This window comes from Acidovorax sp. NPDC077693, from assembly GCF_044542805.1.
Classification (GTDB): Bacteria; Pseudomonadota; Gammaproteobacteria; order Burkholderiales; family Burkholderiaceae_C; genus Acidovorax.
This window is the reverse complement of sequence record NZ_JBITVD010000010.1, coordinates 226887-251729: the sequence shown is the minus strand read 5'-3', so window position 1 is coordinate 251729 and position 24843 is coordinate 226887. Positions and strand designations below refer to the sequence as shown.

22 protein-coding genes are annotated in these 24843 nt (G+C 68.8%); 10 read left to right on the top strand and 12 right to left on the bottom strand.

Annotation, left to right across the window (positions count from 1 at the left end; all coding sequences use genetic code 11):
* Positions 1–161: 161 nt before the first annotated feature.
* Both ACIGHN_RS16185 and ACIGHN_RS16180 read right to left on the bottom strand, forming a co-directional pair.
* Complete coding sequence (locus ACIGHN_RS16185; protein ID WP_396505171.1) at positions 162–923, bottom strand: SDR family NAD(P)-dependent oxidoreductase; 762 nt, start codon at positions 921–923, stop codon at positions 162–164.
* Positions 924–1044: 121 nt separating this feature from the next.
* Positions 1045–1386, bottom strand: coding sequence for a hypothetical protein (locus ACIGHN_RS16180; protein ID WP_056410043.1), 342 nt, complete (start codon positions 1384–1386; stop codon positions 1045–1047).
* Between the two features lie 243 nt (positions 1387–1629).
* Here ACIGHN_RS16180 and ACIGHN_RS16175 point away from each other — a divergent pair, with 243 nt between their 5' ends.
* On the top strand, positions 1630–2124 hold the full coding sequence (locus tag ACIGHN_RS16175; protein WP_396505170.1) for a hypothetical protein: 495 nt from the start codon (positions 1630–1632) through the stop codon (positions 2122–2124).
* 328 nt (positions 2125–2452) lie between these two features.
* On the top strand, positions 2453–3706 hold the full coding sequence (locus ACIGHN_RS16170; RefSeq protein WP_082485860.1) for an Hsp70 family protein: 1254 nt from the start codon (positions 2453–2455) through the stop codon (positions 3704–3706).
* 244 nt (positions 3707–3950) lie between these two features.
* On the opposite strand, the gene rsmI is transcribed toward ACIGHN_RS16170, so the two are convergent.
* Complete coding sequence (rsmI, locus tag ACIGHN_RS16165) at positions 3951–4904, bottom strand: 16S rRNA (cytidine(1402)-2'-O)-methyltransferase (protein WP_396505169.1); 954 nt, start codon at positions 4902–4904, stop codon at positions 3951–3953.
* Between rsmI and ACIGHN_RS16160 the strand changes: the two genes are divergently transcribed.
* From ACIGHN_RS16160 to ACIGHN_RS16150, 3 genes are all read left to right on the top strand, one after another.
* Positions 4904–5347 carry a YraN family protein gene (locus ACIGHN_RS16160; protein WP_396505168.1) on the top strand — a complete coding sequence of 148 codons (444 nt, stop codon included), beginning with the start codon at positions 4904–4906 and terminating at the stop codon, positions 5345–5347. The genes rsmI and ACIGHN_RS16160 overlap by 1 nt on opposite strands.
* A gap of 74 nt (positions 5348–5421) precedes the next feature.
* A complete protein-coding gene (locus tag ACIGHN_RS16155; RefSeq protein ID WP_056410037.1) occupies positions 5422–6033 on the top strand; it encodes an SIS domain-containing protein in 612 nt (203 codons plus the stop codon).
* 17 nt (positions 6034–6050) lie between these two features.
* Positions 6051–6725, top strand: a complete 675-nt coding sequence (locus tag ACIGHN_RS16150; RefSeq protein WP_056410035.1) for a BON domain-containing protein — start codon at positions 6051–6053, stop codon at positions 6723–6725.
* A gap of 292 nt (positions 6726–7017) precedes the next feature.
* Here the strand turns inward: ACIGHN_RS16150 and ACIGHN_RS16145 are convergent, their stop codons facing one another.
* From ACIGHN_RS16145 to ACIGHN_RS16130, 4 genes are all read right to left on the bottom strand, one after another.
* Positions 7018–7932 carry an NAD(P)-dependent oxidoreductase gene (locus ACIGHN_RS16145; protein WP_396505167.1) on the bottom strand — a complete coding sequence of 305 codons (915 nt, stop codon included), beginning with the start codon at positions 7930–7932 and terminating at the stop codon, positions 7018–7020.
* A 142-nt stretch (positions 7933–8074) separates the two neighbouring features.
* Positions 8075–9211 carry a PilT/PilU family type 4a pilus ATPase gene (locus ACIGHN_RS16140; RefSeq protein ID WP_056410031.1) on the bottom strand — a complete coding sequence of 379 codons (1137 nt, stop codon included), beginning with the start codon at positions 9209–9211 and terminating at the stop codon, positions 8075–8077.
* 76 nt (positions 9212–9287) lie between these two features.
* The gene (locus tag ACIGHN_RS16135) at positions 9288–9923 is read right to left on the bottom strand and encodes a Crp/Fnr family transcriptional regulator (RefSeq protein WP_056165064.1); all 636 of its coding nucleotides are present in this window, start codon (positions 9921–9923) and stop codon (positions 9288–9290) included.
* A gap of 207 nt (positions 9924–10130) precedes the next feature.
* Positions 10131–11174, bottom strand: a complete 1044-nt coding sequence (locus tag ACIGHN_RS16130) for a type IV pilus twitching motility protein PilT (protein WP_056165066.1) — start codon at positions 11172–11174, stop codon at positions 10131–10133.
* Between the two features lie 36 nt (positions 11175–11210).
* Here ACIGHN_RS16130 and ACIGHN_RS16125 point away from each other — a divergent pair, with 36 nt between their 5' ends.
* The gene (locus ACIGHN_RS16125) at positions 11211–11930 is read left to right on the top strand and encodes a YggS family pyridoxal phosphate-dependent enzyme (protein WP_396505166.1); all 720 of its coding nucleotides are present in this window, start codon (positions 11211–11213) and stop codon (positions 11928–11930) included.
* A gap of 16 nt (positions 11931–11946) precedes the next feature.
* Here ACIGHN_RS16125 and ltaE read toward each other — a convergent pair whose 3' ends face one another.
* From ltaE to ACIGHN_RS16110, 3 genes are all read right to left on the bottom strand, one after another.
* Positions 11947–13017 carry a low-specificity L-threonine aldolase gene (ltaE, locus tag ACIGHN_RS16120; protein WP_396505165.1) on the bottom strand — a complete coding sequence of 357 codons (1071 nt, stop codon included), beginning with the start codon at positions 13015–13017 and terminating at the stop codon, positions 11947–11949.
* Between the two features lie 109 nt (positions 13018–13126).
* Positions 13127–14377 carry a branched-chain amino acid ABC transporter substrate-binding protein gene (locus tag ACIGHN_RS16115; protein ID WP_156370530.1) on the bottom strand — a complete coding sequence of 417 codons (1251 nt, stop codon included), beginning with the start codon at positions 14375–14377 and terminating at the stop codon, positions 13127–13129.
* Between the two features lie 68 nt (positions 14378–14445).
* Positions 14446–15096: a TetR/AcrR family transcriptional regulator gene (locus ACIGHN_RS16110; protein ID WP_396505164.1), complete on the bottom strand. Its 651-nt coding sequence runs from the start codon at positions 15094–15096 to the stop codon at positions 14446–14448.
* A gap of 155 nt (positions 15097–15251) precedes the next feature.
* On the opposite strand from ACIGHN_RS16110, the gene ACIGHN_RS16105 reads away from it, so the two are divergent.
* Positions 15252–16859: an AMP-binding protein gene (locus tag ACIGHN_RS16105; protein ID WP_396505163.1), complete on the top strand. Its 1608-nt coding sequence runs from the start codon at positions 15252–15254 to the stop codon at positions 16857–16859.
* A 232-nt stretch (positions 16860–17091) separates the two neighbouring features.
* Positions 17092–20394 (top strand): carboxyl transferase domain-containing protein, encoded by a 3303-nt coding sequence (locus ACIGHN_RS16100; RefSeq protein ID WP_396505162.1) that lies wholly within the window; start codon positions 17092–17094, stop codon positions 20392–20394.
* Positions 20395–20424: 30 nt separating this feature from the next.
* On the opposite strand, the gene ACIGHN_RS16095 is transcribed toward ACIGHN_RS16100, so the two are convergent.
* Positions 20425–21063 (bottom strand): LysE family translocator, encoded by a 639-nt coding sequence (locus ACIGHN_RS16095; RefSeq protein WP_396505161.1) that lies wholly within the window; start codon positions 21061–21063, stop codon positions 20425–20427.
* An 81-nt stretch (positions 21064–21144) separates the two neighbouring features.
* The gene (locus tag ACIGHN_RS16090) at positions 21145–21954 is read right to left on the bottom strand and encodes an AraC family transcriptional regulator (RefSeq protein ID WP_396505160.1); all 810 of its coding nucleotides are present in this window, start codon (positions 21952–21954) and stop codon (positions 21145–21147) included.
* A gap of 89 nt (positions 21955–22043) precedes the next feature.
* On the opposite strand from ACIGHN_RS16090, the gene ACIGHN_RS16085 reads away from it, so the two are divergent.
* The gene (locus tag ACIGHN_RS16085) at positions 22044–23183 is read left to right on the top strand and encodes an aminotransferase class V-fold PLP-dependent enzyme (RefSeq protein WP_396505159.1); all 1140 of its coding nucleotides are present in this window, start codon (positions 22044–22046) and stop codon (positions 23181–23183) included.
* Positions 23184–23237: 54 nt separating this feature from the next.
* Positions 23238–24557, top strand: a complete 1320-nt coding sequence (locus ACIGHN_RS16080) for a DUF445 domain-containing protein (protein WP_396505158.1) — start codon at positions 23238–23240, stop codon at positions 24555–24557.
* The last annotated feature ends 286 nt before the right edge of the window (positions 24558–24843 follow it).

Below are 24843 nucleotides of genomic sequence, written 5' to 3'. Positions count from 1 at the left end.
GCTGTTTCCCGCGGGCGGGAAACGCGCGCATCTTAAATCGCAACCCGTGCTGGCGGTGCGGGCGCGGGCCGCCGCTGCACACAATGGATGCCGTCCTACTTGGCAGCCCGGTGGCCCGGTGGCCCGGTGGCCCGGTGGCCGCGGGTGCGGCCCCGCTGGCCTCACGTCAGGTTCAAGCCACCGTCCGACAGCAGCACTTCCCCGGTCAGATAGTCGGAGGCCACCAGCATCGCCACGGCGTGGGCGATGTCGTCGGCGCTGGCCGCGCGGTGCATGGGGGCGCGTTCGCGCCACAGGGCCTGCGCGGCGGTCCAGTCGGCCGTGAGCGGCGTGTCGACCAGGCCCGGCGCCACGGCGTTGACGCGGATGTCCGGCCCGAGCGACAGGGCCAGCAGGCGGGTCAGGTGGTTGAGCGACGCCTTGCTCACCGCATACGGAATGGACGCACCCTTCGGGCGCACGCCTGCGTGCGAGCTGATGTTGACGACGCTGCCCGCGCGGCCACGCTGCGCCGCCGCGCGCAGGGCGGGCTCGGCCAGGGCGACGAGGTGAAAGGGCGCCACGACATTGACCTCGTGCAGCTCATGCCACACCGCCGACGTGGCCGCCGCCAGGTCGCCGTGCGGGATGACGCGGCTGATGCCGGCGTTGTTGACCAGCACGTCGAGCTGCCCCCAGGCGCCCATGGCCTCGTCGACCAGCCGGATTCGGTCGGTTTCGAGCGCTAGGTCCGCCTGCACATACGTTGCCTGCACCAGCTCGGCGGCCATGGCGCGCCCCGTGTCGGCCGAGCTGCGGGAGTGCAGGACCACCGCATAGCCCTCGCGGCGGAGCCTGCGCGCAATGGCGGCGCCGATGCCCGATGTGGAGCCGGTCACCAGGGCCACGCGCGGCGGGGTATCGGGTGTCGAAGGGGCGGTCATGGGGCAATCCTCGGGTTGGGGGCGCCGTGCCCCGGGTCAACGGGCCGGGTCTCTGGCAGCACCGGCGCGCCAGAGGTGCCGGCATCATGCCGCACACGGCGCTGGGCGCCCGCAGACGTCGCTATCGCCCGGCCATCGCCTTGCAGGTGCCTTGAAACACCTTCTGGTTCGCGGGCTTTCTGGCTTCGAGGGTTTGTTCCTGCTCGTACTTGGCCTTCGCCTTGGCAAAGGCGTCGGTCTTGCGGTACTCGGTAAGGTCGGCCGACAGCGCGGCGAGGTTCTGGCGCCAGTTCTTGTCGATGTCCTGGGCCAGGTCCGGGTGCAGGGCGCTGCAGGTGGCCACCGTGGCCGCGTCGATGACATGCATCTCGCGGTCGAGTGCGGCCTGAAAGTCCTGCTTGGACTGCGCGTGCGCGCAGGTGGCGGCCAGGGACAGGGTGGTGATGACGGCAGCGAGTTTCATGGTGGGCGGTGAAGGATGACAAACCCGCCATGGTGCATGAGGCGCCCTGCCATGCACAGCGGTCGGCGCTGATGCGAGCCATCACTTCGATTTTGGAGTGCGGTTGGCCGGGATGGCCTGGGAGCGTGTAGTGTGGCCCCCTGCGGCGCCGGGCGGGCCGAGCGGGCGATCCCCGAACACCACCGACGAGCCAACCGGCAGCCTGCCAACATACCCATCGACCGACCGACAGGAAAAGAAGCCATGCGTCCATCGACCCTTTTGATAGCCACCGTATTGATCGCCGCCGCAGCGCCGCTGGCGTCAGCGCAGGGGTTGCCCACACCGGACCAGTTTCGGCAGTGGGATGCGAAATTCCCTCCAGGGCTCTACGAGTTCGTGGACTTCGACCTGGCGGACGGCGCCCCCAAGGCTTCGGGCGCCTCGGGCCCGCGCCGCGTGTGCATGGACCGGATGAATGCCTATCTGGTGGGGCGCGGCACCTACTTCGCGGCACCCCTCAAATCCTGCGAGATGGTGGGCGTGAAGCTCGACGCGCGGGGCCTGGCCCTGTCGCACCACTGCGGCGACCATGCGCAGAGCAAGCGGCCCATCATCGGCGTGATCGCCATCTCGGAGGTGGCGCCGGGCACTTTCCTGGCCACCGTCGGGCGGCAGGTGCATGCGGCACCCGGCGCGCCCGCAGAGCCGATGGTGGGCTCGGGCCAGGCGTTCCAGCTCGTCGCGGACTGCCTTTGAGCGGCACCCCCCGTCGATACCCACGCTGAGGGGCCGGCGCACCAGTCCGTTGCAGCCCGCGGCGGTGACCGCCCGGGTGTGCGCCGGATGGTGGAGAATCCAGGCCCTTTGCCGGTGTTTGCGCCGCACTCGCTGCGGGCGCCACTATCATTTCGGCCCGACGTTGCGCAAGCACTGCCTGGGGTGTGCCGCCCATGGGTCGGCAGCCACGGGGCTTGGTGCCCCGTTTTTCATCCTCCATTCTTCATTTTTTCGTCTGCAGGTTCCGAGCGTGTGTGAGCGCGTGCTGCTGCTGCAAGCGTTCTTTCATTGCCCTATTTTCATGACCATGCGTCTTTTGCAGGACACCACCCTCGGTATCGACTTCGGCACGTCCAACTCCGCGATGGCGGTGCGCCAGGGCACGGGCCCGGCCCGGATGATCGCGCTGGAGGGCGAGGCGCGCGCGCTGCCCACGGCGCTGTTCTTCAACGGTGAGGACCACCGCACCCACTTCGGGCGGGACGCGGTGGCGCAGTACCTGGCGGGCACCGAGGGGCGGTTGATGCGCTCGCTCAAGAGCCTGCTGGGCAGCGCGCTGCTGCAGGACAAGACCGTGGTGCACGACAAGCTGGTGAGCTACCAGGACGTCATCAGCCTGTTTTTGCGGATGCTGGTGGGCAAGGCCTGCGACGACCTGGGCGGCATGCCCGCGCGCGTGGTGATGGGGCGGCCGGTGCATTTTGTGGACGACGATGCCGAGCGCGACCAGCAGGCCGAGGCCGCGCTGCGCCAGGCCGCGGTGGACGCGGGGTTTTCCGAGGTGTCGTTCCAGCTGGAGCCCATCGCCGCCGCGCTCGACTACGAGCAGCGCATAGCCCGCGAATCCATCGTGCTGGTGGTGGACATCGGCGGCGGTACGTCCGACTTCACCGTGGTGCGGCTGGGGCCGGACCGCTTTGCGCGGCCCGACCGCAGCGGCGACGTGCTGGCCACCACCGGCGTGCACGTGGGCGGCACGGACTTCGACCGCCGCCTCAGCCTGGACCTGCTGATGCCGCTGCTGGGCTTTCGCCACACCGGGCCCTCGGGGCGGGAGGTGCCCAGCCGCGTGTTTTTCGATTTGTCGACCTGGCACCTGATCCAGTGGCTGTACTCGCCCAAGGCGCTGCGCGACGCGCAGAGCCTGCGCACCGACTACGCGGACCCGCGCCTGTACGAGCGCCTGATGTACGTGCTGCGCGAACGGCTGGGGCACCGCATGGCCGACACGGTGGAGCAGGCCAAGATCGCGGCGTCCCTGGCCGACGCCGAGGCGCCCATGCCGCTCGACTGGATCGAGCGCGGGCTGCAGGCCGCCGTCACGCCCCAGGGGTTGTCGCAGTTTCTGGCCCAGCCGCTGGCCCAGGTGGTGGCCTGCGCGCACGACTGCGTGCAGCAGGCGGGCCTGGGCCCGCAGGGCGTGGACGCCATCTACCTGACGGGTGGCTCGTCCGCGCTGCGGCCGCTGCGGCAGGCACTGAGGGAAGCTTTCCCGGACACGCCGCAGGTCGAGGGAGACCTGTTCGGCGGGGTGGCGGCGGGACTGGCCGTGTCGCGCTGAGAGTGCTGAGTTGTTGGTGAGCCGATGCGCTGAATCGAGTTGATCCAGTCGATTCAGTGAGTTCGGTGGGTTCAGTGGGTTCAGCTATCGGGCTGATCGGGCCGTTGCGAGGTGCGCGCGGCACGGGGTGCAGCCGCACCGTGGGCGGCGTCCCTGCCGGAATCCATTTGCTACTAAAGTTATAGCTGCTAGCGCTTGTCTATCAAGCGGTAGAGGCCATTTTCATGCTGGATGCAGGCCGTATTCAGTCTGCCGGCTCTTCGCTGTCTTCAACACCCGCTGCATCGCCGCGCTTCCACGCCAGCGCCGTGTCGTACAGCACGTTGCGCGATGCGCCTGTGATCTCGGCCGCCAGCCGCACGGCGGTCTTCAGGGGCAGCTCCCGCACCAGCAGGCGCAGCACGCGCAGGCTCTCGCCGTCGTCGGCCGCCACGGGCACCGGGTGCAGCAGCACCACGAACTCGCCGCGCGAGCGCTGCGGCCCGCCGTCCAGCCAGGCCGCCAGGGCATGCGCGGGCTGGGTGGTCACTTCCTCGAACTGCTTGGTCAGCTCGCGCGCCAGCGTCACCGGGCGGTCGCCCAGCACGGCCAGGGCGGTGGCCAGTTCGCCGATGCGGTGCGGGGCCTCCAGCAGCACCACGCAGCGGGGCTCGCCGGCCAGCTGCTTGTGGATGACGGCGGCCCGCTCGGCATTCTTGACCGGCAGAAAACCCGCAAACACAAAGCCGCCGTGCTCGGTGCTGTGCGCCACCGCACCCGCCACGCTCAGCGCCGTGGTCACGCTGCTCGCGCCCGGCAGGGGCACGGCCCGCAGCCCGGCGGCCTGCACGGCGGCCACCAGGCGCGCGCCGGGGTCGCTCACGCCCGGGGTGCCGGCGTCGCTCACGTAGGCCACGCGCTGGCCTTGCTGCAGCCGCTGCACCACGGCCTGCGCGGCCTCGGCCTCGTTGTGCTGGTGCACGGCCAGCAGCTGACCGGCGTTCTTGTCGATGCCGTAGGCGCGCAGCAGCGACTGCGTGTGGCGCGTGTCCTCGCAGGCCACGGCGTTCACCAGCTGCAGCACGTGCAGCGCGCGCAGCGTGATGTCCGCCAGGTTGCCGATGGGCGTGGCCACCACGTACAGCGCCCCCTGCGGATAATGCTGCGCAGCCGCTGCCTCATGCGCGGCGCTCTGGGCTGAAGCGAAAGAAGCGCTCAATGAATTTCCTTGGAAGAAAGAAGTCTGCTGCGGCCACGCCTGTGGCGCCCGGCCGCGCTGCGGGCACCACAGCCACGGCGACCGCCAGCACCACCACGCGCGAGCGCGGCAATGCGGCAGAAGACCGGGCCCTGGCGTACCTGCAGGCGCAGGGCCTGCAGCTCGTGGTGCGCAATTATCGGACGCCCGGCCGCGGCGGGGGCGAGATCGACCTCATCATGCGCGATCGGGACGGCACGCTGGTGTTCGTGGAGGTGCGCAGCCGCGCCAGCACGTCCTTCGGCGGCGCGGGCGCGAGCATCAGCGCCGCCAAGCAGCAGCGCATCGTCTTTGCGGCGCGCCACTACCTGTTGCGCCTGCCATCGCCGCCGCCGTGCCGGTTCGACGTGGTGCTGCTGGAGGGCACGGTGCAGTGGATCAAGGCGGCGTTCGATGCACAGTAGCACTTGCAGGCCACGGCAGGCGGCAACGGTTTGCTACAAAAGCTGTAACACGCGGCGGGTATCATCGGGCCCTCATGCTTGAGCAACGCATCCAACAGCATTTCATCGACAGCGCCGACCTGAAGTACCAGGCCGCGCAAGCCCTGAGCCACCCCATCGCCGCCGCCGTGCAGGCCATCCTGGCCTGCGTGACCAGCGGCGGCAAGGTCCTGGCCTGCGGCAACGGCCCCTCGGCCGCCGAAGCCCAGCAGTTCGCCGCCTTCTGCGTCACCGGCTTCGAGCGCGAACGTCCGGAGCTGGCCGCGCTGGCCCTCTCGTCCGACAGCACTTTGCTCACCTCGGCCGCCGTCGGCGCGGGGGCGGTGCACGACGCCACGCAGCAGTTCGCCCGCCAGGTGCGCGCGCTGGGCCAGGCGGGCGACGTGCTGCTGCTGCTCTCGGCCACCGGCAACGATGCCAACCTGATCGCCGCCACCGAGGCCGCGCATGAGCGCGACATGACCGTGGTGGCCCTCACCGGCCGCACGGGCGGCAAGCTGGCGGCGCTGCTGCGCGAGACCGATGTGTTGATCAGCGTCCCCCACGACCGCGCCGCGCGTGTGCGCGAAGTGCATGCCCTGGTGCTGCACTGCCTGAGCGACGGCGTGGACGCTCAGTTACTTGGTGAACAGGAGATTCCGCTATGACGCAAACGACGACGACCATGAACCCGACCCTTCGCCGTGCATCGCGCGCGTCCCGTGCCGTATGCACCGTGCTCGCCACAGCCGCCCTGGCTGCGGGCCTGTCGGCCTGCGCACCGCTGATCGTCGGCGGCGCGATGGTCGGTGGCGTGATGGCCATCGACCGCCGCACGGCCGGCACGCAGATCGAGGACGAAGGCATCGAACTGCGCGCTGCCGCCCGCATCCGCGAAACGTTGGGCGACCGCGCGCACGTCAACGTGACCAGCTACAACCGCCAGGCCCTGCTGACCGGCGAAGTGGCCAGCGCCCAGGACCGGCAGACCGTGGAGCAGATCGTCTCGCAGGTGGAGAACACCCGCTCGGTGGTTAACGACCTGGCCGTCATGCCCACCACCACGCTGAGCCAGCGCTCCAACGACACCTTCATCACCGGCAAGGTGCGCGCCAGTCTGGTGGACGCCAAGGACATCTCGGCCAACTCCTTCAAGGTGGTGACCGAGCGCGGCATCGTCTACCTGATGGGCCGCGTGTCGCAGCGCGAAGCCACCCGCGCCTCCGACATCGCGCGCGGCGTGAGCGGCGTGACCAAGGTGGTGCGCGTGTTCGAGATTGTCTCGGAAGAAGAACTGCGCCGCATCGCCCCGCAGCCCGCGCCCGTCACCACGGACAACACCCGGCCTGCAGGCGGCTGAAGATCAGCGGGCGGGCGTGCCAGCCTGCACGACCTCTGACTAAAAAAGAAATCCCGGCGCGCAACACGCGGCCGGGATTCTTTTCTTGGCGACGACCCTGCGCGCCGTGCTGTGAAACTGGCGCTGCACAAGCCAGCGCACCCGTGGAACCGGCTCCGCCGGGCCACCGGGTGCGTCCCCCCTCGGGGGCTGAGGCCCGCGGCTCCAAGCCTGCCTGCGCAGGCTTGGACAGGCCGAAGAGGCCGCGCCTGCGGCGCGTGCCACCGAGGCGCCGCAGGCGACTCAGGGGGAGTTATTTCAGCCGCTTGACCAGGCTCGACGTATCCCAGCGGTTGCCGCCCATCTTCTGCACGTCGGCATAGAACTGGTCCACCAGCGCCGTCACCGGCACGCGCGAGCCGTTGCGCTTGGCCTCGTCCAGCACCAGGCCCAGGTCCTTGCGCATCCAGTCCACCGCAAAGCCGAAGTCGAACTTGTCGTCCACCATGGTCTTGCCGCGGTTGTCCATCTGCCAGCTCTGGGCCGCGCCCTTGCCGATCACGTCCAGCACCTGCTTCATGTCCAAGCCCGCGTTCTGGCCAAAGGCCACGGCCTCGGACAGGCCCTGCACCAGCCCGGCGATGCAGATCTGGTTGACCATCTTCGCCAGCTGGCCCGCGCCGCTGTCGCCCAGCAGCGTGAAGGCGCGGGCAAACGCCGCGGCCACGGGCTGGGCGGTGTTGAATGCGTCGGCGTCGCCACCGCACATCACCGTGAGCTGCCCGTTCTGCGCACCGGCCTGGCCGCCCGACACGGGCGCATCGACAAACTGCAGGCCCTGCGCCTTGGCGGCGGCATACAGCTCGCGCGCCACCTCGGCCGACGCGGTGGTGTGGTCCACGAAGACCGCGCCCGGCTTCATGCCCGCAAACGCACCGTCGGCACCGAGCGTCACGGAGCGCAGGTCATCGTCATTGCCCACGCAGCAGAACACGATGTCCGCCCCGGCCGCCGCCTCGCGCGGCGTGGGTGCATGTTTTGGGGCTGTGGCGCCCGCGTACTCTGCGCACCAAGCTATCGATTTGGTAGCGGTGCGGTTGTACACCGTGACCTCATGCCCCGCCAGCGCGAGGTGTCCGGCCATCGGATAGCCCATCACCCCCAGGCCCAGGAAGGCGACCTTGCGGGAAGGGGTGGCGTCGTAGCTGCGGGGATTCGTGCTTGGCATGTGAATACAGAAATGGGTGGATCAAAAAAACGAAAAGCCCGCGATGGGCGTGCACTTGCCAGGGCCACCGTGGAGCGGGCTTTGCCCGGCCACCGGTGGCGTCCCCCTGAGGGGGATGGCGCCGCAGGCGACTCAGGGGGCTTCAAACAATCGCGAAATGCTCGGTACCCTGCGCCAGGTCCGGCGACTTGGCACGCTGGCTGTTGAGCTTGATCTGCAGGCGCAGGTCGTTCAGCGAATCGGCGTTGCGCAGCGCGTCCTCGTAGGTGATCATGTTGGCCTCGTACAGGTCGAACAGCGCCTGGTCGAAGGTCTGCATGCCCAGGTTGCGGCTCTTCTTCATGATCTCCTTGATCTCGTGGACATCGCCCTTGAAGATCAGATCCGAGATCAGCGGCGTGTTCAGCATGATCTCCACGGCGGCAGCCCGGCCCTTGCCGTCCTGCTTGGGAATCAGGCGCTGCGACACCATGGCGCGCAGGTTGAGCGACAGGTCCATCAGCAGTTGCGGGCGGCGCTCTTCGGGGAAGAAGTTGATGATCCGGTCCAGCGCCTGGTTGGCGCTGTTGGCGTGCAGCGTGGCCAGGCACAAGTGGCCGGTCTCGGCAAACGCCACGGCGTGCTCCATGGTTTCGCGGTCGCGGATTTCGCCCATCAGGATCACGTCGGGCGCCTGGCGCAGCGTGTTCTTCAGGGCCGCTTCCCAGCTGTCGGTATCCAGGCCCACTTCGCGCTGCGTGACCACGCAGTTCTTGTGCGGGTGCACGAATTCCACCGGGTCTTCCACGGTGATGATGTGGCCGAACGAGTTCTCGTTGCGCCAGTCCACCATGGCGGCCAGGGTGGTCGACTTGCCCGAGCCCGTGGCACCCACCAGGATGCACAGGCCGCGCTTGGTCATCGTCACGTCCTTGAGCACCTGCGGCACGCCCAGTCCGTCGATGGTGGGCAGCGTGAGCGGAATCGTCCGCATCACCATGCCCACGCGCCCCTGCTGCACGAACGCGTTCACCCGGAACCGGCCCACGCCTGCGGGCGAGATGGCGAAGTTGCATTCCTTGGTGCGCTCGAAGTCGGCCACCTGCTTGTCGCTCATCACCGAGCGGGCCAGAGTCAGCGTGTGGGCGGGCGTGAGCGGCTGCGGCGAGACCTTGGTCACCTTGCCATCCACCTTGATCGCGGGCGGGAAGTCTGCCGTGATGAACAAGTCGCTGCCATTGCGGCTCACCATCAGCTTGAGCAGGTCATTGATGAATTTACTGGCCTGATCGCGTTCCATCAGATTTTCTCCCTGGCGTGTTCGTCCGCGGGACGGCCACTGTTGATGATGTTGAATCGTCGGCGCATCGGTGGTGTCACTTCTGGTTGTCGCTCAGGCGGGCGCTGACGACGCGCAGCCGCAGCGACAGCTTGCGGGCCAGCAGGGCGATCAGGCTGGCTGCCAGTTGCGGGTCCTTGGTCATCATGTCGTCCATGGCTTCGGCCGACAGCACCGCAATCTCGCAGTCGGTCAGCGTGGTGCAGGCCGAAAAGCGGATGCCGCTGTCCAGCAGCGACATCTCGCCCAGGATGTCGCCGGGCCGCGTCTCGGCCAGGCGCAGCTGCTCGCCCCAGGGCTGCACGCGGTCCACCGCGATGGTGCCGGTGAGCAGCACCACCATGAAGTTGCCGTACTCGTCCTGGCGGATCACATCGCGGTTGGACGGGATGGCGGCGAACTCGAAGAAGCGCTCCATGCGCTCCACGGCGTCCTTGTCCAGGTGCGCCATGTACTTGTCCTTGGCCCACAGCCCCTGCAGCAGCTTGCCGCCGCGGCTCGTGGGCAGGCGCTTGGCGCCCACTTCCACAGCGCGGGCCTCCCAGGGCACCAGCATCGAGTCGTCCACGCCCTGGCCGGCGAACGCGGTGGAGAACAGCACGGAATCCGTGTGGTCGTCCGCGGGCTTGCCGTTGCGGGTTTTCATTTTCAGAAGGCCAAGAATGCCTTTCATAGTGAGCTCCGTAGTGCGACGCTGTGCGCCGCCGTGTCGTCTGTCAATGTGGTGAAGTCTGGATCGCAGAGCGTTCGGAGTCGGCGCGGCCCAAGCCAGCGCCCCCGTGCAAGGGCCGCCCCGCCGCACTGGGGGTGTCCCCATCCCGCATTGCGCAGCAATGCGAGAGAGGGGGAAGGCGCGAAGCGACTCAGGGGGTGTCGCATTTCAGCCGGGGAAGTTGTCGGGGATCTTGGCCTTGGCACGCGCTTCGGCCGGGCTGATGATGTTGCGGCGGACCAGGTCGGTCAGGTTCTGGTCCAGCGTCTGCATGCCCACGCTGTTGCTGGTCTGGATGGTGGAGTACATCTGCGCCACCTTGGCTTCGCGGATCAGGTTGCGGATGGCGCTGGTGCCCAGCATGATCTCGTGCGCCGCCACGCGGCCCGAGCCGTCCTTGGTCTTGCACAGCGTCTGCGAGATCACGGCCTGCAGCGACTCGGACAGCATCGCGCGGACCATTTCCTTTTCTTCGGCCGGGAACACGTCGATGATCCGGTCGATGGTCTTGGCGGCGCTGGAGGTGTGCAGCGTGCCGAACACCAAGTGGCCCGTTTCCGCAGCCGTCATGGCCAGGCGGATGGTTTCCAGGTCGCGCATTTCGCCCACCAGGATGGCGTCCGGGTCTTCGCGCAGCGCGGACTTCAGCGCGGCGGCGAACGACAGCGTCATCGGGCCGACTTCGCGCTGGTTGATCAGGCACTTCTTGGATTCGTGCACGAACTCGATCGGGTCCTCCACCGTGAGGATGTGGCCGTACTCGGTTTCGTTCAGGTAGTTGACCATGGCGGCCAGCGTGGTGGACTTGCCCGAGCCCGTGGGGCCGGTCACCAGCACCAGGCCGCGCGGCTTCAAGGCCAGGTCGCCGAAGATCTTGGGCGCGTTGAGCTGCTCAAGGGTCAGGATCTTGGAAGGAATGGTCCGGAACACGGCGGCCGCGCCGCGGTTCTGGTTGAAGGCGTTGACGCGAAAGCGCGCCAGGCCTTCGATCTCGAACGAGAAGTCGACCTCGAGGAATTCTTCGTACGTCTTGCGCTGCGAGTCGCTCATGATGTCGTACACCATGGCATGCACCGTCTTGTGGTCGAGCGCATCGACATTGATGCGGCGGACATCCCCGTGGACCCGGATCATGGGCGGCAGACCGGCTGAAAGGTGCAGGTCGGAGGCCTTGTTCTTGACGCTGAAAGCGAGCAGTTGGGTAATGTCCACGGAATCCCTCTATCGTTTGATACGCTGTCAAACATTATGACCACGATTGCTAACAACCTCCAACAGGTTCTGGGCAGGATGGCGCAGGCGTGCACAGCCGCCGCGCGCGACCCCGCCAGCGTCCTCCTGCTGGCCGTTTCCAAGACCTTCGGCGCCGACGCGGTGACCGAGGCTGTTGCTGCCGGGCAGCGCGACTTCGGCGAGAACTACATCCAGGAAGGCGTGGACAAGATCATCGCCCTGCGCGCGGCGGAGCCCGCCGTGGCGCTGCAGTGGCACTGCATCGGGCCCATCCAGAGCAACAAGACGCGCCTGGTGGCCGAGCACTTCGACTGGGTTCACACGGTGGACCGCCTGAAGATCGCCGAGCGCCTGTCGGCCCAGCGGCCGGAGCACCTGGCGCCGTTACAAATATGCGTGCAGGTCAACATCGACGGCGGCGCCACCAAGTCCGGCGTGGCGCCCGCCGACACGCTGGAATTGGTGCGCGCTGTCGCGAAACTGCCACGGCTGGTGGTGCGCGGGATCATGAGCATCCCGGACCATGCTCCTGAATTCGAAGCGCAGCGCGCCCTTCATGCGGGCGCCAAGGCGCTTTTTGACCAGATAGCGGCGCTGCAGGAACCCAGCCTCGAACACTTCGACACCCTGTCCCTGGGCATGACCGCCGACCTGGAAGCTGCCATCCACGCCGGCAGCACGATGGTGCGCGTGGGCACCGGCATCTTCGGCGGGCGGACTTACCCCACCGCCTGAAGCGCGAGAAGGTCGATCAGCCCGGCAACTGGAACCGCGCCACGCAGTCCAGCGCCGCGGTCACATCCGCCTCGCTCACGTCCAGGTGCGCCACCCAGCGCAGGCGCGTGGCGACGCCGTACAGGCTGCTCGTCACCCGCACGCCGTGCTCGGCCAGCCAGGCCGTGAACGCCGGGGCCACATCCGCATGCAGGTCGGTGAACAGGATGTTGGTCTGCCAGGGGTGGACCGTGATCTTGCCCTGCAGCACCGGATGGCGCTGGTTGACATCGCTCAGCCCCTGGGCCAGCCTTGCCAGGTTCGCGTGGTCGTCGGCCAGGCGGCGCACGTGGTGGTCCAGCGCGTAGTGGCCCGCGGCGGCCAGCACGCCGGCCTGGCGCATGCCGCCGCCCAGGATCTTGCGGGTGCGGCGGGCCTGGCGGATGAAGTCGCGCGAGCCCAGCACCAGCGAGCCGACCGGCGCCCCCAGCCCCTTGCTCAGGCACAGCGACGCCGAATCGAAATGGCTGCACAGCGCACGCGCCTCGTCGTACACATCGGTGCCGTGGCGCGCCGCGTTGGCCGTGGCGGCGTTGAACAGGCGCGCGCCGTCCAGGTGCATGGCCAGCCCCCGGCTGCGCGCCAGCTGGGCCACCTCGGCGATGTAGGCGGGCGGCAGCACCTGGCCGCCGGTCGTGTTCTCCAGCACCACGAGGCGGGTGCGCGCGAAGTGCGGGTCGTCAGGCTTGATGGCGGCAGCGATGTCGGCAATGCGCAGCGTGCCATCGGGCTGCGTCTCCACCGGCTGCGGCTGGATGGAGCCCAGCACCGCCATGCCGCCGGCCTCCCAGCGGTAGGTGTGCCAGCTCTGGCCCACGATGGCCTCGTCGCCGCGCTGGCAGTGCCCCCACAGCGCGATCAGGTTGGTCTGCGTGCCCGAGGGCGCGAACAGTGCGGCCTCGAAGCCCAGCAACTGCGCCGCATGCTCCTGCAGCGCGTTCACCGAAGGGTCGTCGGCAAACACATCGTCGCCCAGCGGGGCCTTGAACATGGCCTCGCGCATGGCGGGCGTGGGCTGGGTGACGGTGTCGCTGCGAAAGTCGGGCATGGGCGCGGTCCTTGTGGGTCGGGTCGATGAATGCAAAGACCGGCCATGGTAGCGGCGGCCTGTGGCGGCTGCCGCTGTGGGGTCTACCGCGCGCAGATGTGCCGTGCAGTCAAGGCCGGGTCATCTTGCAGTCCGTGCCTTGCGCCAGCTCATTGCCGGTGTAGGCCGCGTCGGTGCGGAAGCCGTAGTTCGTGCCCTCCCATCCGACCTTGACGGTCTTGCCATCCACCGGCGCGATGGTGTTGACCACCTGCGGCAGCAGCAGCTGGTGGTCCTCTGCGCGCATGCGCACCGGGCCCACCACGGAGTCGAGCGTCAGGTCTTCCAGGGCGCGCGCCACCTTCACCGCGTCGGTGGACTGCGCCTTCTGGATCGCGGCGGCCAGAAAGCGCGGCGTCATCTCGATGCGCGGCGCAAGGAAGTCCTTGCCCGTCTTGGCCTTGTAGGCCTTGGCAAGGCCATCCACCTTGGGGGTGTCGGCCTGGCCCGGATGCCATTCGGCCACCCAGGTCAGCTGGCCCTGCTTGGCCTGCGATACGGCCAGCACCGTCCCGGGAATGGAGCCCGCGCTGTGGTTGAAGTAGCGCAGGTTGTAGCCCGCATCGCCCGCGGCTTTCAGCAGCAGCGTCATGTCCTGCCCCCAGTTGCCGGTGATGATGGAGTCGGCGTCGGTGCTCTTGACCTTGGCGAGGTAGGGCGCAAAGTCCTTCACGCGGCCGATGGGGTGCAGCGCCTCGCCCACGAACTGCACGTCGGGCCGCGCCAGGCCCACCATCTCGCGGCCGTAGTGTGCCCACTGCTTGCCGTGCGCGTAGTCCTGGTTCAGCAGGTACACCTTCTTGATGTCCGGCTGCTTCTTGATGTAGTTGGCAATCGCCTTCATCTTCATGGCGGTGTTCGCCTCGAACTGGAAGTGCCAGAAGTTGCATGCCTTGCCCGTCAGCTCCGGGTCGATGGACGAGTGGTTCAGCACCAGGATCTCCTTGCCCGGGTTGCGCTGGTTGTGGCGCGCCGCGGCCTGCACCAGCGCGGTGACCACCGACGAGCCCGAGCCGCCGGTCACGATGGCCTTGGCCCCCTGGTCGATGGCGGCCTGCAGCGCGCTCTGGCTCTCCTGCGCAGACAGCTTGCTGTCGAACTGCAGCAATTGCAGCTTCACGCCCTTGAGCACGCCGCCCTTGGCGTTGATGTCCTCGATGGCGTACTGCGTGTGCGTGAGCATCAGCTCGCCCACGTTGGCGAACGGGCCCGACAGCGGGTCGATGTAGGCGACCTTGAAGGTCTCCTGCGCGCTGGCGGCCGTGCCGATCAGCAGGGCTGCCGCAGCGGCCAGCGGGGTGGTGAGGAAGGCGGTTTTCATGGCGTCGTTGTCTCCTGTTGTTGTGAAGCTGTCGTCTGCAGGGCCCTGCGCCGCGGGGCCGTGGGCTGCTATGCCTTGTCCCGCTTGCGGGTGCGCCGCAGCCCCAGCACGCGCCAGGCCAGTTGAGCCAGCTCGTGTGCCACCTCGTCCTGCGACAGGCGCCCATCGGGCCGGTACCAGTTGTAGAGAAAGCCGGGCAGGCTGCACGCGGCCAGCGCGGTGATCTTGGTGTCGTTGAACTCGAACATGCCGTCGTCGCGGCCCTGTTCGAGCAGCGCGCACAACTGGTCGTAGAAGTGGTTCGCCAGATCCTTTTGCGCCGCCAGGTACTCGGGCCGGTAGACCTGCGGCTCGCGGTACGGGAAGAACGCCGACGGGTGGTGCGCCAGCGTCGCGCGGATCAGCCGCTCGATGCCTTCGGTCACCTTGACATGGGCGGCGCGCGCATCGTCCTCGGCAAAGTCCATGGCCGTGAAGCACGCCACCGCGGGCGCCCACGACAGCGTCTCGAAGATCTCCTGCTTGTTGCGGAAGTAGTAGTACACAAAGGGCTTGGTCACGCCCAGCCGCTGCACGATCTGCTCGATGGTGGTGTTGGCGTAGCCCTGCGCATCGAACAGCGCCTCGGCCGCGCGCAGGATGCGTTCGCGCTTCTCGTCCGAGCCGGCCGTGGCGGCCTTTTGCCGGCCGGTGGCCTGCACGGGGGGCTGCTGTTTCATGGCTGTCCTTTGTGCGACGGTTGACTTATACCCATGGGTAGCATTGTTCTACCGAGCGGTATATATTGGCAAGACGCTGGCGGGTGCGGGCACTCAGCGAAAACCCTGAGCAGCCGCCAGGAACCAGCGATGCCAGACACCTCGGAGACAACGCCATGACCTCTGCCGCACCGCAGCTGCCGCTGCACGAACACCTGCGCCGCCACGCGCGCGACACGCCCGACCGCGTGGCCTACCTCTGGTACGGCCGGCCCCTCACCTGGGCAGAGATCGACGCGGCCAGCGACGCATTCGCGGCGCGGCTGCAGGCACTCGGCGTGGCCAAGGGCGAGCCCGTGGCGCTGTTCATGAACAACTGCCCGCAGTACGTGATGGCGCACTACGGCATCCAGAAGATCGGTGCCATCGTATGCCCCTGCGGGCCGCTGAACAAGGAGCACGAGCTCGAATACCAGCTCACCGACCTGCAGGCGCGCGTGGTGGTGGCGGCCGACGTGCTGCTGCCCGTGGTGGACAAGGTGCGCGCGAAGACCGCGCTCGCGCACGTGTTCGTGGTGCGCTACGCCGAACTGCTGCCGGCCGGCGAACCCAGCATCGACATCCCCGCCGAGCTACTGGCCCTGCGCGCCGCCATGGCCCCCGTGCCGCCGGGCTGTGAGGACTTTCTGGCCGCCACGCGCACCGGCGCGCGGCCCGCGCCGGTGGCCTTGTCGATGGACGACGTCTCGCTGATGACCTACACCTCGGGCACCACCGGCCTGCCGAAGGGCGCGATGCTGAGCTACGGCAACGCCACGTTCAAGACGGCGGCCTCCGCCGACTGCAACGGCATGACGCCGCACGAGACGCTGCTGGCCGTGGCACCGCTGTACCACATCGCCGGCATGGTGATGGGGGTGAACCTGCCGGTCTACACCGGCGCCACCGCGGTGCTGCTGTACCGCTTCGACCCGCTGGGCGTGGCCCAGGCGCTGGAGCGCCACCGCGTCACCTGGTGGTACAGCATCGCGCCCATGAACGGCGCGCTCATGCAAGTGCCGGGCGCGCGCGGCATGGACTGGAGCGCGCTGCGCCGCAACCCGGTCACGAGCTTCGGCATCACCTTCACCGAGGCGCTGGCCCAGCAATGGCAGCAGTTCGCGCCGAACTGCATCTCGCACGAGGCGGCTTACGGGCTGTCCGAAACCCACACGGTAGACACCGCCATGCCGGTGGACGCCATCCGCTGGGGCACGCAGGGCAAGCCCGTGCCGGGCAACACCCTGCGCATCGTCGACCCCGACACCGGCGCGCCGCTGCCCACCGGCGAGGTGGGCGAGATCACCATCCACGGCCCCGGCAACTTCCAGGGCTACTGGAACAAGCCCGAGGCCACGGCCAAGACGCTGCGTGACGGCTGGGTCTACACCGGCGACATGGGCAAGATCGATGCGGAGGGCTACCTCACCTTCATCGGCCGTTTCAAGGAGATGATCAAGGTGTCGGGCTACAGCGTGTTCCCCGAAGAGGTCGAGACCTTGCTCATCAAACACCCTGCCGTGGCACAGGCCGCGGTTATTGGCGTGCCCGATGCAGAAAAGGGTGAGGTGGTGCGCGCCTTCATCGTCAAGAAGCCCGGCCAGGATGTGGACGCTGCCGGCCTAGTGGCTTGGTGCCGCGAGAACATGGCGCCCTACAAAGCCCCGCGCGAGGTGCGTTTCATCGACGCACTGCCCGCCACGGGCGCTGGCAAAGTGCTGCGCCGCCTGCTTCGGGATGCATGAAACACCCCCTGAGTCGCCTGCGGCGCCTTCCCCCTCTCTCTACGCGCTTCGCGCTAGGGACGGGGGCGCTCCCAGCGCGGCGGGGCGGCCCTTGCGCGGGAGCCCTGGTGTGGGCCCCGGCAGTTGCAAGCGCTGCGAGGCGAGCGCAGTTCCATGAGTCCATCAACCAGAAAAAATGGCCGCCAGCGCTTATCAGTAAAGCGCTAAAAGCTATAAAAAAAGAATCAAAACCATGACCTTGCCCTTCTTCGCCAAAGTCCTGATCGCCAACCGGGGAGAGATCGCACTGCGCACTGTGCGCGCCCTGCACGACCTGGGCATTGCCAGCGTGGCCGTGTATGCCGACGATGACGCCGCCAGCCCCCACGTGCACGCGGCCACCACGGCCGTGGCGTTGGGGTCGACCGGCCCGGCGGCATACCTGGACGGTGCACGCCTCATCGCCATTGCCAAGGCCCAGGGCTGCGATGCCGTGCACCCGGGCTACGGCTTCCTGAGCGAGCGCGCCGACTTCGCCCGTGCGTGCGCCGAGGCCGGGCTGCGCTTCATCGGCCCCACGCCCGCGCAGCTGGCGCTGTTCGGCGACAAGGCGCAGGCCCGCGCGCTGGCACAGCAGCAGGGCGTGCCCCTCATGCCCGGCACGCAGGCGGCGGTGGCGCTGGGCGAGGCGCAGGCCTTCTTCGCGCAGCACGCCACGGCAGGCATCGTCATCAAGGCCATCGGCGGCGGCGGCGGGCGCGGCATGCGCGCGGTGGCGTCGGCCGATGACCTGCCCGCCGCCTACGCACGCTGCCGCAGCGAGGCGCAGGCTGCCTTTGGGGTGGACGGCGTGTACGTGGAGCGCCTGATGGTCAACGCCCGCCACATCGAAGTGCAGGTGCTGGGCGACGGGCGCGAGGTGATCGCGCTGGGCGAGCGCGAGTGCACGCTGCAGCGGCGCTTTCAGAAGGTGGTGGAGATCGCGCCCAGCCCTTCGCTGCCCGCAGCGCTGCGCGAGCGCATCACCACCGCTGCCTTGTCGATGGCGCGGGCCGTGGCCTACGAAGGCCTGGGCACCTTCGAGTTCCTGGTGGACCTGGCGTCGAGCGACCTGCCGTTTGTCTTCATCGAATGCAACCCGCGCCTGCAGGTGGAGCACACCATCACCGAAGAAGTCACCGGCGTGGACCTGGTGCAGGCCCAGATCGCGCTGGCCGCGGGCCGCACGCTGCAGGACATTGGCCTGAACCCCGCCGCGCCGCCGCCTGTCCATGGTTTTGCGGTGCAGTGGCGCATCAACGCCGAGACGCTGGATGCCCAGGGCGGCGCCATGCCCGGCAGCGGCACGCTGGTCCGCTTCGACCTGCCCACGGGCCCCGGCGTGCGCGTGGACACGCACGGCGCAGCGGGCGACGCGCCGTCGCCGCACTACGACACGCTGCTGGCCAAGCTCATCGTGCACACGCGCAGCCCGCGCTTTGCCGATGCACTGCGCCGCTCGCAGCGCGCGCTGGCCGAGTGCCGCATCGAGGGCGTGGCCACCAACCTGGCGCTGCTGCAGGCGCTGGCCGCGCGGCCCGAGATGGAGAGCCAGCAGGTGCACACGCGCTGGCTCGAATCGGTGCTGCCTGCATTGCTGGATGCTACTAAAAACATAGCTGCTAGCGCTCGTCCAACAAGCGGTAGCGGCCTGAAAGACACTCAAAACACTGCGTCCGCTCTCGCCCCCACGCTCGCACCGCCAGGCGCGGTGCTGGCTCCCATGCCTGCACGCTTGGTGCAGCTCAGCGTGGCCCAGGGCGACGTGGTCGCCGCAGGTGCCGAGCTGGCCGTGCTCGAGGCCATGAAGATGGAGCACGTGCTGCTGGCCCCGCATGCAGGCCGCGTGGGTGCGCTGCTGGCCGTGGCGGGCGGCTACCTGGTGCAGGGGCAGCCGCTGCTGGTGCTGGAGGCCGTCGCAGATGCGGCGGCTGTGCAAGCGCCGGGCAGCGCCGCGCTCGACCCCGACCACATCCGCGCCGACCTGCAGCGCGTGATCGACCGCCATGCCTTCACGCTCGACGCCGCGCGCCCCGAGGCGATGGACAAGCGCCACGCCCAAGGCGGCCGCTCCGCGCGCGAGAACATCGCCGACCTGTGCGACGACGGCAGCTTCATCGAATACGGGGCGCTGGCCATCGCCGCGCAGACGCGCCGCCGCAGCCTTCAGGATCTGATCGCCAACACGCCGGCCGACGGCATGGTCACCGGCATCGGCGGCATCAACGGCGCACTCTTCGGGCCCGAGAAATCCCGCGCCGTCGTCATGTCGTACGACGCCACCGTGCTGGCCGGCACCCAGGGTGCGCGCAACCACGCCAAGACCGACCGCATGCTGGGCATCGCCCTCGCGCAGAAGCTCCCGGTGGTGCTGTGGGCCGAAGGCGGCGGTGGCCGCCCGGGCGATACCGACATGCCCATCGTGGCAGGCCTGCACGTGCACACGTTCGCCAGCTACGCCGCGCTGTCGGGCCAGGTGCCGGTGATCGGCATCGCGGCGGGGCGCTGCTTTGCGGGCAACGCGGCGCTGCTGGGCTGCAGCGACGTGATCATCGCCACGCGCGGCAGCAACATCGGCATGGGCGGCCCGGCCATGATCGAAGGCGGCGGCCTGGGCATCTTCAAGCCCGAGCAGATCGGCCCGAGCCGCGTGCAGCATGCCAATGGCGTGATCGACGTGCTGGTGGAGGACGAGGCCGGGGCGGTGCAGGCCGCGCGCCACTACCTGTCGTTCTTCCAGGGCCGCACACCGCAGTGGTCCGCACCCGACCAGCGCCTGCTGCGCGCCGTGGCGCCCCAGAACCGCCTGCGCGTGTACGACACCCGCACGGCGATGGCGGGCCTGGTGGACGACGGCAGCCTGCTGCCGCTGCGCACCGGCTTCGGCGCCGGCATCCACACCGCGCTGGCGCGCATCGAAGGCCGCCCCGTGGGCCTTCTGGCCAACAACCCGCTGCACCTGGGCGGCGCCATCGACGCCGATGCGGCCGACAAAGGCGCGCGCTTCATGCAGCTGTGCAACGCGCATGGTCTGCCTATCGTGAGCCTGGTGGACACGCCCGGCTTCATGGTCGGCCCCGAGGTCGAGGCCACGGCCCAGGTGCGCCACGTGAGTCGCCTGTTCGTCACCGCCGCCAGCCTGCGCGTGCCCACCTTCAGCGTGGTGCTGCGCAAGGGCTACGGCCTGGGCGCGATGGGGATGACGGCCGGGGGCTTCCATGCGCCCGTGTTCACGGTGGCCTGGCCCACGGGCGAGTTCGGCGCCATGGGCCTGGAAGGCGCGGTGCGCCTGGGCTTTCGCAAGGAGCTGGAGGCCCTGCCCGAAGGCCCCGAGCGCGACGCGCTGTTCGCCAAGCTCCTGGCCAGGTCATACGCCAACGGCGAGGCGCTGCACATGGCCGCCACGCTGGAGATCGATGCGGTGATCGACCCGGCCGACACCCGGGCGTGGCTCGCGCGCGGTCTGGCGTCGGCGCAGGTGGCGCCGCTGGGGCACCGGTTCGTCGATACCTGGTGAGCCGGCGCCGGCGCCGGCGCTGGCGCTGGTCTAACGCTGCATCAGCGCCAGCTTTCCCCCCAGTGCCACGAACGCCGCAGCAAAGCCGCGCCGCAGCCACAGCAGCACGCTCGGGCGCTCCAGGACCTGGTTGCGAAACCGTGCCGCAAAGACGCCGTAGGCCAGGAACACCACGAACGTCATCGCCATGAACACCAGCGACAACTGCGCCATGCGTGCCGCGGGCTGCGCTTCGCCCGGCGCGATGAACTGCGGCAGGAACGTGAGGAAGAACAGCGACAGCTTGGGATTGAGGAGGTTGACCAGCATGGCCTCTGCGATGCGTGCGCCGGTGGAGCGTGCGGGCGCGTCGGTGCGCACCTGCAGGGCAGCGGGCGAGCGCCACGTAGCCCAGCCCATGTACAGCAGGTACGCCACGCCCACGTAGCGCAGAACGTCGAAGGCGGTGGCGCTGGCATGGAGCAGCGCGGCCAGCCCGGTGACGGCCGCCAACAGGTGCGGCACGATGCCCAGCGTGCAGCCCAGGGCCGTGACGGCAGCCGCCCGTGCGCCGCCCGAGAGCCCGGCCGCCACGGTCAGCAGTGCGCCCGGCCCCGGCGAGACGACGACGATGAGTGAGGTGATGAGGAATTCGATGCCCATGGCGCTGGAGCCGCGTCGCAGCGGCATGAGGTGGAGATGGCCGCAGCATCGACCCACCACCGGCCTGCCGTCTTGAACAAAATTGCAGGCGAGCTCTCGCCCCCGCCATCAGCCGTGGGCGCGCAAATAGGCGTGCGGTGTGGCGCCGAAGCTGCGCGCGAACAGGCGTGTCAGGTGGCTCTGGTCGGCAAAGCCGCTGGCGGCGGCGACTTCGGCCAGCGGCATCCGCGCCGCCATCAGTCGCCGCGCGTGGTGCAGCCTGCGCTGCACGAGGTAGGCATGCGGGGTCAGGCCCGTCGCCTGCGCGAACTGGCGCACCAGCTGGTATCGGCTCAAGCCGGCTTCGTGGGCCAGTTGCGCCAGGCTCCAGGCGGTCGTGGGGTCGTCGTCCATCATGGCGCGGGCGGTTGCAATGCGCGCAGCGGCATGCCGGCCGGGGCCCGGCAAGCGCAGCAGGCACGCCAGGATCTGCAACAGGCATTCCTCCACCCGCAGCGGTGCGGCGGCGTGGGCCGGGTGCGCAGTGGCCGCGGTGAACAGCGCGTGGACCTGCGCCGCGAGCCCTGCGTCGCGCAGGTTGGGCGCATGGAACTCGAAGCTGGCGCCTGGCAGGCCCGGGCGCACCTCGGCCGCCAGGTCCGCCACCAAGGCCGGTTCCAGGTACAGCATGCGCCATGCGCGACCGCCGTCGCCCAGCGGCTTGCCATCGTGGACCTCGCCGGGATTGACCGTGATGGTGTCGCCCGGAAGCGACTCCACCGTGCCCTGGCCGCTGAAGGATTTCTGCGCGCCCCGGTCGATCACGCCCAGGCCGAACTGCAGGTGCATGTGCCTGCCGAACGCGAACTGCGAATCGGCCCGCATCGCATCGATGCCGGGCACGGCGGTGGGCAGGAACTGGAAGGGTTTGGACGGCATGGCGCACGGGCTTCGGGTGGCGCGGGGCCATGATAAGCTGGCCCGATCACCTTGTTTCATGCCCCCAGTTTCACACGTGGAGACTCCCCATGCCCGGCCTTTTGCCCGATATCGACCCCGATGGTTTGCTTGAGTTTTCGGTGGTCTACACCGACCGCGCGCTCAACCACATGTCCAAGCGCTTTACCGGCGTGGTGCAGGACATTCTGGGCACGCTGAAAGAGGTCTACCACGCCCACACGGCCGTGCTGGTGCCCGGCAGCGGCACCTTCGGCATGGAGGCCGTGGCCCGCCAGTTCGCCAACCGCGAGAAAGTGCTCATCGTGCGCAACGGCTGGTTCAGCTACCGCTGGACGCAGATCTTCGACGCCGACCAGGGCCTGGGCGGCGGCTCGGTGGTGTGCAAGGCACGCCCGCAGGGCAGCGGTCCGCAGGCGCCCTGGGCGCCATGCCCGGCCGACGAAGTCGCAGCCACCATCCGCGCCGAAAAACCCAAGGTGGTGTTCGCCCCCCATGTGGAGACGGCCAGCGGCATCATCCTGTCCGACGACTACCTCCGCACCGTGACGGCTGCGGCCCACGATGTGGGCGCGCTGTTCGTGCTCGACTGCGTGGCCTCGGGCGCCATGTGGGTGGACATGCAGGCCACGGGCGTGGACGTGCTCATCAGCGCGCCGCAAAAGGGCTGGAGCGGCTCGCCCTGCTGCGCCATGGTGATGCTGGGTGAACGCGCGCGCCAGGCCATCGACGGCACCACGAGCAGCAGCTTTTCGTGCGACCTCAAGAAGTGGATGCAGATCGCCGAAGGCTATGAAAAGGGCCAGCACGCGTACCACACCACCATGCCCACCGACGCCCTGGTGCGCCTGTCCGAAGTGATGGCCGAGACGCGCGCTTATGGCTTCGCCAAGGTGCGCGACGAGCAGATCGAGCTGGGCGCCAAGGTGCGCGCGCTGCTCGAATCGCGCGGCTTCCCCAGCGTGGCGGCCGAAGGCTTCAAGGCGCCCGGCGTGGTCGTGAGCTACACCACCGACCCCGGCATCCAGAACGGCAAGAAGTTCATGGAAGTGGGCCTGCAGACCGCTGCCGGCGTGCCGCTGCAGTGCGACGAAGGCCCGGACTTCAAGACCTTCCGCGTCGGCCTGTTCGGCCTTGAGAAGTGGCACAACGTGGACCGCACCGTGGGCCACTTGTCGAAGGCGCTGGACCAGATTGCAGCCGCGCCCTGACCTGCGTTGTGGCGTGGCGCAGGGCATCGTTGTGCCCGCGCGCGCCCTGTTGGCATGAACAGCAGTCCGCTGCCCCCTTCTTCAGACGCCACCGAAGACCCGGCGCGCGCCCTGCGGCGCGCCAAGCGGCAGGCCCTCGCCCTGTTGCTGCTGGTCACCGCCGTGTTCGTGGCGACCAGCGTGGTCGAGCGCGGCCTGTGGCTCAACGGCGCGAAGGCCATGGCCGAGGCTGCCATGGTGGGCGCGCTGGCCGACTGGTTCGCGGTGGTGGCCCTGTTCCGCCGCCCGCTGGGCCTGCCCATTCCGCACACTGCGGTCATCGCGCGCAACCAGGCGCGCATCGGCCGCAACCTGGCCACGTTCGTGCGCGACAAGTTCCTGGATGTGCCCTCGCTGGTGGCGCTGATCCGCCGGCACGATCCCGCCGAGCGGCTGGCGCAGTGGCTCACGGCGCCCGGCAACGCCGCGCTGCTGGGGCACCAGGCCACGCGCCTGGCGTCGGCCGCGCTGGAGACGGTGCAGGACGCGCAGGTGGAGCGCTTTATTCAGAAGGCAGCGCGCGCGTTGATCGGGCAGGTGGACATGTCGCGCGCGCTGGCGGCGGTGCTCGACACCCTCACGCACAACGGCCGCCACCAGGCGCTGCTGGACGACGTGCTGGAGAAACTCATCGAGCTGCTGCACAACGAGCAGACCCGCGCCTGGGTGGCGCAGACCATCGTGCTGTGGCTCAAGAAGGACCACCCGCGCACTGAAAAGCTGTTGCCCAGCGACTGGCTGGGCGACAAGGGCTCGGCCCTGCTGGCCCGCGCGCTGGAGAGCGTGATGGCCGACGTCGCTGACAACCCGCAGCATGCCCTGCGCGCGCAGTTCGATGCGGCGGTGCAGCGTTTTATCGAGCGCCTGCGCAGCGACCCCGACTGGGTGCGCAAGGGCGAGGAGATCCGCACCTATCTGCAGACCGACGCGACCGTGGCGGGCTATGTGCAGACCCTGTGGCAGGACCTGCGCGGCACCCTGCAGCGCGACCTGGCCGATGCCGATTCGGTCGTGGCGCGGCAGGTGCGCAACCTGGGCCAGTGGCTGGGCCAGTCGCTCGCGGGCGATGCCGCGCTGCGGCAGTCGCTGAACGACCGGCTGGAGCACTGGGTGCAGGGCCTGGCGCCCGATGTGTCGCAGTTCGTAGCGCAGCATATCGAGGACACGGTGCGGCGGTGGGATACCGAAGAGATGACGCAGCTGATTGAGCTGAACATTGGCAAGGATCTGCAGTACATCCGGATCAACGGTACGGTGGTAGGTGGGTTGATCGGGCTGGTGCTGTTTGCGGTGTCGCACGTGGGGGAAATTTGGCGGGCGGCGGTGGGTGGCTGAGTTGGGGCCCTGTCCGTTCGGGCTGAGCCTGTCGAAGCCTTTGCCCATCGCAACCTGAGCCGTTCGGGTGAGCCTGTCGAAACCTGTGCTTGTCACCATCACTATCCCTAACCGTTCGGGTTGAGCTTGTCGAAACCTGGGTGCTGCTCGCTGATCTGGACGGTGTGCCTGTGTGGAGGGCGGAGGCCGGGATTCGCCCCGGCGGGCGAGGTACTTGTTCTTTGCTTCGCCAAAGAAAAGTACCCAAAAGAAAGGCGACCCCCAGTCTGCGACCCCTGCGCTGCGC

What these genes read in the sequence shown, in the direction of transcription:
- ACIGHN_RS16185 (WP_396505171.1), bottom strand. Translation starts at nt 923, where the DNA reads ATGACCGCCCCTTCGACACCCGATACCCCGCCGCGCGTGGCCCTGGTG.
- ACIGHN_RS16180 (WP_056410043.1), bottom strand. Translation starts at nt 1,386, where the DNA reads ATGAAACTCGCTGCCGTCATCACCACCCTGTCCCTGGCCGCCACCTGC.
- ACIGHN_RS16175 (WP_396505170.1), top strand. Translation starts at nt 1,630, where the DNA reads ATGCGTCCATCGACCCTTTTGATAGCCACCGTATTGATCGCCGCCGCA.
- ACIGHN_RS16170 (WP_082485860.1), top strand. Translation starts at nt 2,453, where the DNA reads ATGCGTCTTTTGCAGGACACCACCCTCGGTATCGACTTCGGCACGTCC.
- ACIGHN_RS16160 (WP_396505168.1), top strand. Translation starts at nt 4,904, where the DNA reads ATGAATTTCCTTGGAAGAAAGAAGTCTGCTGCGGCCACGCCTGTGGCG.
- ACIGHN_RS16155 (WP_056410037.1), top strand. Translation starts at nt 5,422, where the DNA reads ATGCTTGAGCAACGCATCCAACAGCATTTCATCGACAGCGCCGACCTG.
- ACIGHN_RS16150 (WP_056410035.1), top strand. Translation starts at nt 6,051, where the DNA reads ATGAACCCGACCCTTCGCCGTGCATCGCGCGCGTCCCGTGCCGTATGC.
- ACIGHN_RS16145 (WP_396505167.1), bottom strand. Translation starts at nt 7,932, where the DNA reads ATGCCAAGCACGAATCCCCGCAGCTACGACGCCACCCCTTCCCGCAAG.
- ACIGHN_RS16140 (WP_056410031.1), bottom strand. Translation starts at nt 9,211, where the DNA reads ATGGAACGCGATCAGGCCAGTAAATTCATCAATGACCTGCTCAAGCTG.
- ACIGHN_RS16135 (WP_056165064.1), bottom strand. Translation starts at nt 9,923, where the DNA reads ATGAAAGGCATTCTTGGCCTTCTGAAAATGAAAACCCGCAACGGCAAG.
- ACIGHN_RS16125 (WP_396505166.1), top strand. Translation starts at nt 11,211, where the DNA reads ATGACCACGATTGCTAACAACCTCCAACAGGTTCTGGGCAGGATGGCG.
- ltaE (WP_396505165.1), bottom strand. Translation starts at nt 13,017, where the DNA reads ATGCCCGACTTTCGCAGCGACACCGTCACCCAGCCCACGCCCGCCATG.
- ACIGHN_RS16115 (WP_156370530.1), bottom strand. Translation starts at nt 14,377, where the DNA reads ATGAAAACCGCCTTCCTCACCACCCCGCTGGCCGCTGCGGCAGCCCTG.
- ACIGHN_RS16110 (WP_396505164.1), bottom strand. Translation starts at nt 15,096, where the DNA reads ATGAAACAGCAGCCCCCCGTGCAGGCCACCGGCCGGCAAAAGGCCGCC.
- ACIGHN_RS16105 (WP_396505163.1), top strand. Translation starts at nt 15,252, where the DNA reads ATGACCTCTGCCGCACCGCAGCTGCCGCTGCACGAACACCTGCGCCGC.
- ACIGHN_RS16100 (WP_396505162.1), top strand. Translation starts at nt 17,092, where the DNA reads ATGACCTTGCCCTTCTTCGCCAAAGTCCTGATCGCCAACCGGGGAGAG.
- ACIGHN_RS16095 (WP_396505161.1), bottom strand. Translation starts at nt 21,063, where the DNA reads ATGCCGCTGCGACGCGGCTCCAGCGCCATGGGCATCGAATTCCTCATC.
- ACIGHN_RS16090 (WP_396505160.1), bottom strand. Translation starts at nt 21,954, where the DNA reads ATGCCGTCCAAACCCTTCCAGTTCCTGCCCACCGCCGTGCCCGGCATC.
- ACIGHN_RS16085 (WP_396505159.1), top strand. Translation starts at nt 22,044, where the DNA reads ATGCCCGGCCTTTTGCCCGATATCGACCCCGATGGTTTGCTTGAGTTT.
- ACIGHN_RS16080 (WP_396505158.1), top strand. Translation starts at nt 23,238, where the DNA reads ATGAACAGCAGTCCGCTGCCCCCTTCTTCAGACGCCACCGAAGACCCG.